Annotated in this window: 5 protein-coding genes and 1 pseudogene; 2 read left to right on the plus strand and 4 right to left on the minus strand. The window is 56.0% G+C overall.

Annotated elements, in window-relative coordinates:
* Positions 1-2 precede the first annotated feature (2 nt).
* From ACESMT_RS03880 to ACESMT_RS03895, 4 genes and pseudogenes are all read right to left on the minus strand, one after another.
* Entirely contained in the window at positions 3-494 is a 492-nt protein-coding gene (locus ACESMT_RS03880; RefSeq protein WP_372825260.1) for an NADH-quinone oxidoreductase subunit B family protein, read from the minus strand.
* 146 nt (positions 495-640) lie between these two features.
* Positions 641-1,636: a 4-hydroxy-3-methylbut-2-enyl diphosphate reductase gene (gene ispH, locus ACESMT_RS03885; RefSeq protein WP_372825261.1), complete on the minus strand. Its 996-nt coding sequence runs from the start codon at positions 1,634-1,636 to the stop codon at positions 641-643.
* A 128-nt stretch (positions 1,637-1,764) separates the two neighbouring features.
* Positions 1,765-2,081, minus strand: a pseudogene (locus ACESMT_RS03890) (ferredoxin).
* Positions 2,082-2,172: 91 nt separating this feature from the next.
* Positions 2,173-2,781, minus strand: a complete 609-nt coding sequence (locus ACESMT_RS03895) for a MarR family winged helix-turn-helix transcriptional regulator (RefSeq protein ID WP_372825262.1) — start codon at positions 2,779-2,781, stop codon at positions 2,173-2,175.
* A 128-nt stretch (positions 2,782-2,909) separates the two neighbouring features.
* On the opposite strand from ACESMT_RS03895, the gene ACESMT_RS03900 reads away from it, so the two are divergent.
* On the plus strand, positions 2,910-3,275 hold the full coding sequence (locus ACESMT_RS03900; RefSeq protein WP_372825263.1) for a HesB/IscA family protein: 366 nt from the start codon (positions 2,910-2,912) through the stop codon (positions 3,273-3,275).
* Positions 3,272-3,640 carry an iron-sulfur cluster insertion protein ErpA gene (gene erpA / locus ACESMT_RS03905; RefSeq protein WP_372825264.1) on the plus strand — a complete coding sequence of 123 codons (369 nt, stop codon included), beginning with the start codon at positions 3,272-3,274 and terminating at the stop codon, positions 3,638-3,640. Before ACESMT_RS03900 ends, erpA begins: the two co-directional genes overlap by 4 nt.
* Positions 3,641-3,771: the final 131 nt, after the last annotated feature.

Genomic DNA, 3,771 nt, shown 5'->3' on the forward strand with positions numbered 1-3,771 from the left:
CATCAAACTCTTGCAATGGTGTTGGTACGGCGGATTTTTTGCTGCAACTGGATGATGCCGTATATCAGTGCTTCAGCGGTGGGCGGGCAGCCCGGTACATAGACATCGACGGGCACGATACGGTCGCAACCGCGAACCACGGAATAACTGTAGTGGTAGTAGCCGCCGCCGTTGGCGCACGACCCCATCGAAATCACCCACCGTGGCTCGGCCATCTGGTCATAGACCTTGCGCAGCGCCGGCCCCATCTTGTTGCATAGCGTGCCGGCCACAATCATCAGGTCGGACTGGCGCGGGCTCGGACGGAACAGCATGCCGAAGCGGTCGAGGTCGTAACGCGCCGCACCAGCATGCATCATCTCGACGGCGCAGCAGGCCAGACCGAAGGTCATGGGCCAGAGCGATCCCGTTTTGGCCCAGTTGACCACCGAGTCGTAACTCGTAGTCATAAAACCTTCGTTAACATTAGAAAAAATAACACCTTCTAGTGACATACGCGTTCCTTTTTGACAAAAAACCTTCGCGGCTTTTTCTCTTATCTATTCCTTGTCCAGCGCACCTTTGTTCCGGACGTAACAGAATCCGACCAAGTATTCGATGCTGAATACCAGCATCGTCACGAAACCGACCCAGCCGATATTCAACAACACCGTGACCCGGCATGTAAGTCGCCGCCCAAGACGTCCAGCGTGGGTCCGTCGAGCTTGAGCCCTTTGGGCAGTGGGAACTTGATGGTCTCCTCGATGCCCGCCATCTTGCGCACCGACACGGCGCCCAGCGCCTTGGTGCGGTCTATTACCTGCTTGATCAGAATTTCAGGCGCCGATGCCCCGGCGGTCAGGCCGACATGGCTTTTGCCTTCGAACCACTCAGGCTGAAGCTCGGTCGCGTCATCGACCATGTAGGCCTCGGTGCCGAGCTTGACGGCCAGGTCGCGGAGGCGGATGCTGTTTGAACTGGTCGGGCTACCCACCACGATCAGGATATCGATCTGTGGGCTCATCAACTTGACCGCGTTCTGGCGGTTTTGGGTGGCATAGCAGATGTCCTGCTGTTTGGGCGAGCGCACCAGCGGAAAACGCGCTTTGATGGCGGTGGCGATCTCGGCCGCATCATCGACGCTCAGTGTGGTTTGCGTCACCACCGCGAGTTTGTCGGTCTGCGTCGGCTGGATGCGCGCCACGTCGGCCACATCTTCGACCAGGTGAATGATGCCGCTGTCGAGCTGGCCCATGGTGCCATCGACCTCGGGATGGCCCTTGTGGCCGATCATGATGAACTCGTAACCCTCCTTGTGCAGCTCGGCCACTTCCACGTGCACCTTGGTCACCAGCGGGCAGGTGGCGTCAAAAATCTGGAAGCCTCTGGCCTGGGCCCCGTGTTGGATCGCCTTGCTGACACCGTGGGCGCTGAACACCAACGTGGCACCCGGCGGCACGTCGTCCAGGTCTTCAATAAAAATTGCGCCTTTTCCCCTGAGCTCGTTGATCACATAGGTGTTGTGCACAATTTCATGGTGCACGTAAATCGGCGCGCTAAACTTGCCCAAGGCGCGCTCGACGATTCCAATCGCGCGATCCACACCGGCGCAAAAACTGCGGGGTTCGGAGAGAATGATCTCTTGAGGGCTGCTCATAAAACTCCAATAACATGCGCCTCAAACAGCCATGACGCGGTTTCCACGAGATTAGCGCAGGGATGGGGAAATACTTGTGTGTGGGCGTTCATGTTTCTGTCTGCTTGTTGTGTTGACGGGCCGCGACGCTATATCTTCAAACGCTCGACGACCTTGCCGCCAACCAGATGCGAATCAATGATTTCATCGATATCTTGCATATCGACATAGGTGTACCACGTGCCTTCCGGATAGACGACCAGCATCGGTCCTTTTTCGCAACGGTCGAGGCAACCGGACTGGTTGATGCGGATATTTCCGTGACCGTTTAGATCGAGTTGCCTGATTCTTTTTTTTGCATGTTTCTGTGCTGCTTCCGGGCCGCTGTTGTGACAGCATGGACGGCCGTCATCGCGCTGGTTCATGCAAAAAATACGTGCTTCTTGAAATACAAATCATCAGTCATCTTGCTTCCTGGTGTTGATTGGGCTCGGGCAGCTCGACATTGGGGGTGACCTCACCGTCTGCGATAGTGATCGCTGAAGCGGTAACAGGACTCATCGCGGTGCGGCTCCGGTGACAGCGCCCTTCACCATCATGGGCTTGCCGGGAACGAAGTTGATGCAGACCCCGTCGAGCTCTTCCAGACGCAGCGGCTCGCTTGTGAACCCGCACGCATAGGGCGTCTGTTCATCGCGGCTGCAGCCGTCGCTTTCCAGATGTTGACACGACGTGCAGGTGCCGAAGGGAGCTTTGCCTCTCTCTTGCGCCACCTGACCGAGCATGCGTTGCAAGGCATTGGCGAAGTGGCCTTGGACACTTGGAGGTAGGGAGTCCGCAGCACGGACCAGGGATTCGAAGGGGTCGTTAGAAAGAATGCCCCTGGCTTTCTCGGTTAGAACCAGCCGCACACTGCGCCCGTCGTCCTCTGACCGCATGCGTGTCAGATAGCCTTGGGTTTCGAGGCTTTTGATTGTCTGTGACGCCGTACCCCGGGTCGTGCCATGGAACGCGGCAAAGGCGGACGGCGTTCGCGAGAAGCGGTTGGCCTGGGCAAAGTATCTGAGCACCGCCCACTGGGCTGCCGTCAGCCCCTCCACGAGCCCCTCCCCCGACGCTATGCGCCCCAAGTGAAAGACCAACTCCGCAATAGCGCGACTGTTCATTTTTAACTCCTCGATGATGCCAGTATAATAGCGTTTAGAAACCTTATTGACAAGAATGTAGTTTTGAATCGATACTATATTCGTCTATTTATCCCGGTGTTCTCTTTGCTTACTTTGGAGCTTAACTTATGGCAATTACATTGACTGAAAATGCGGCAAAACAGATTCAGCGCCAGCTGGCAAAGCGCGGCAAAGGGATTGCCCTGCGCATCGGCGTCAAGAAAGTTGGCTGTACCGGTCTGGCGCACACCTTCGACATCGCCGACGAAATTCGCGCGAACGATCACAGCTTCGAGTCGCATGACGCCCGTGTGCTGATCGATGCCGACAGCCTGGCATTCCTCGACGGCTCGCGCATCGACTTCGTCACCGAAGGACTCAAGCAGATGTTCAAATTTGACAATCCCAACGTCGACAGCGAGTGCGGCTGTGGCGAGAGTTTCAACGTGAAAAAGCCCAAGCTTGATGTAAAAAACACAGAGGTAACACCATGAGCGCAGTTTCTGAAAACATCCAGACCGAAATGCCCGCAGCTTTTATCTTTACCGACAGCGCGGCGGCCAAAGTCGCTGATTTGATTGCCGAAGAAGGCAACCCCGACCTGAAACTGCGTGTTTTTGTTCAGGGCGGCGGCTGCTCTGGCTTCTCCTACGGATTCACGTTTGACGAAGTCGCCAACGAAGACGATACGACGATGACCAAAAACGGCGTGTCGCTGCTGATTGACGCGATGAGCTACCAGTACCTGGTGGGGGCAGAGATTGATTACAAAGACGATCTGGAAGGTGCGCAGTTCGTCATCAAGAACAATCCTGGTGCTACTTCTACCTGTGGCTGCGGGTCGTCCTTCTCAGCTTAACTTAGGAACAACATCATGAGTGCAGTACTGCAAAACCTAGTCAACCAGCCCTACAAGCATGGTTTTGTCACGGACATCGAATCGGACGTCGCGCCCAAGGGGCTTGGCGAAGCCACCATCCGGATGATTTC

Origin of the sequence: Polaromonas sp., assembly GCF_041689105.1 — a bacterium.
Lineage (GTDB): Bacteria > Pseudomonadota > Gammaproteobacteria > Burkholderiales > Burkholderiaceae_C > Polaromonas.

What these genes read in the sequence shown, in the direction of transcription:
- ACESMT_RS03880 (WP_372825260.1), bottom strand. Translation starts at nt 494, where the DNA reads ATGTCACTAGAAGGTGTTATTTTTTCTAATGTTAACGAAGGTTTTATG.
- ispH (WP_372825261.1), bottom strand. Translation starts at nt 1,636, where the DNA reads ATGAGCAGCCCTCAAGAGATCATTCTCTCCGAACCCCGCAGTTTTTGC.
- ACESMT_RS03895 (WP_372825262.1), bottom strand. Translation starts at nt 2,781, where the DNA reads ATGAACAGTCGCGCTATTGCGGAGTTGGTCTTTCACTTGGGGCGCATA.
- ACESMT_RS03900 (WP_372825263.1), top strand. Translation starts at nt 2,910, where the DNA reads ATGGCAATTACATTGACTGAAAATGCGGCAAAACAGATTCAGCGCCAG.
- erpA (WP_372825264.1), top strand. Translation starts at nt 3,272, where the DNA reads ATGAGCGCAGTTTCTGAAAACATCCAGACCGAAATGCCCGCAGCTTTT.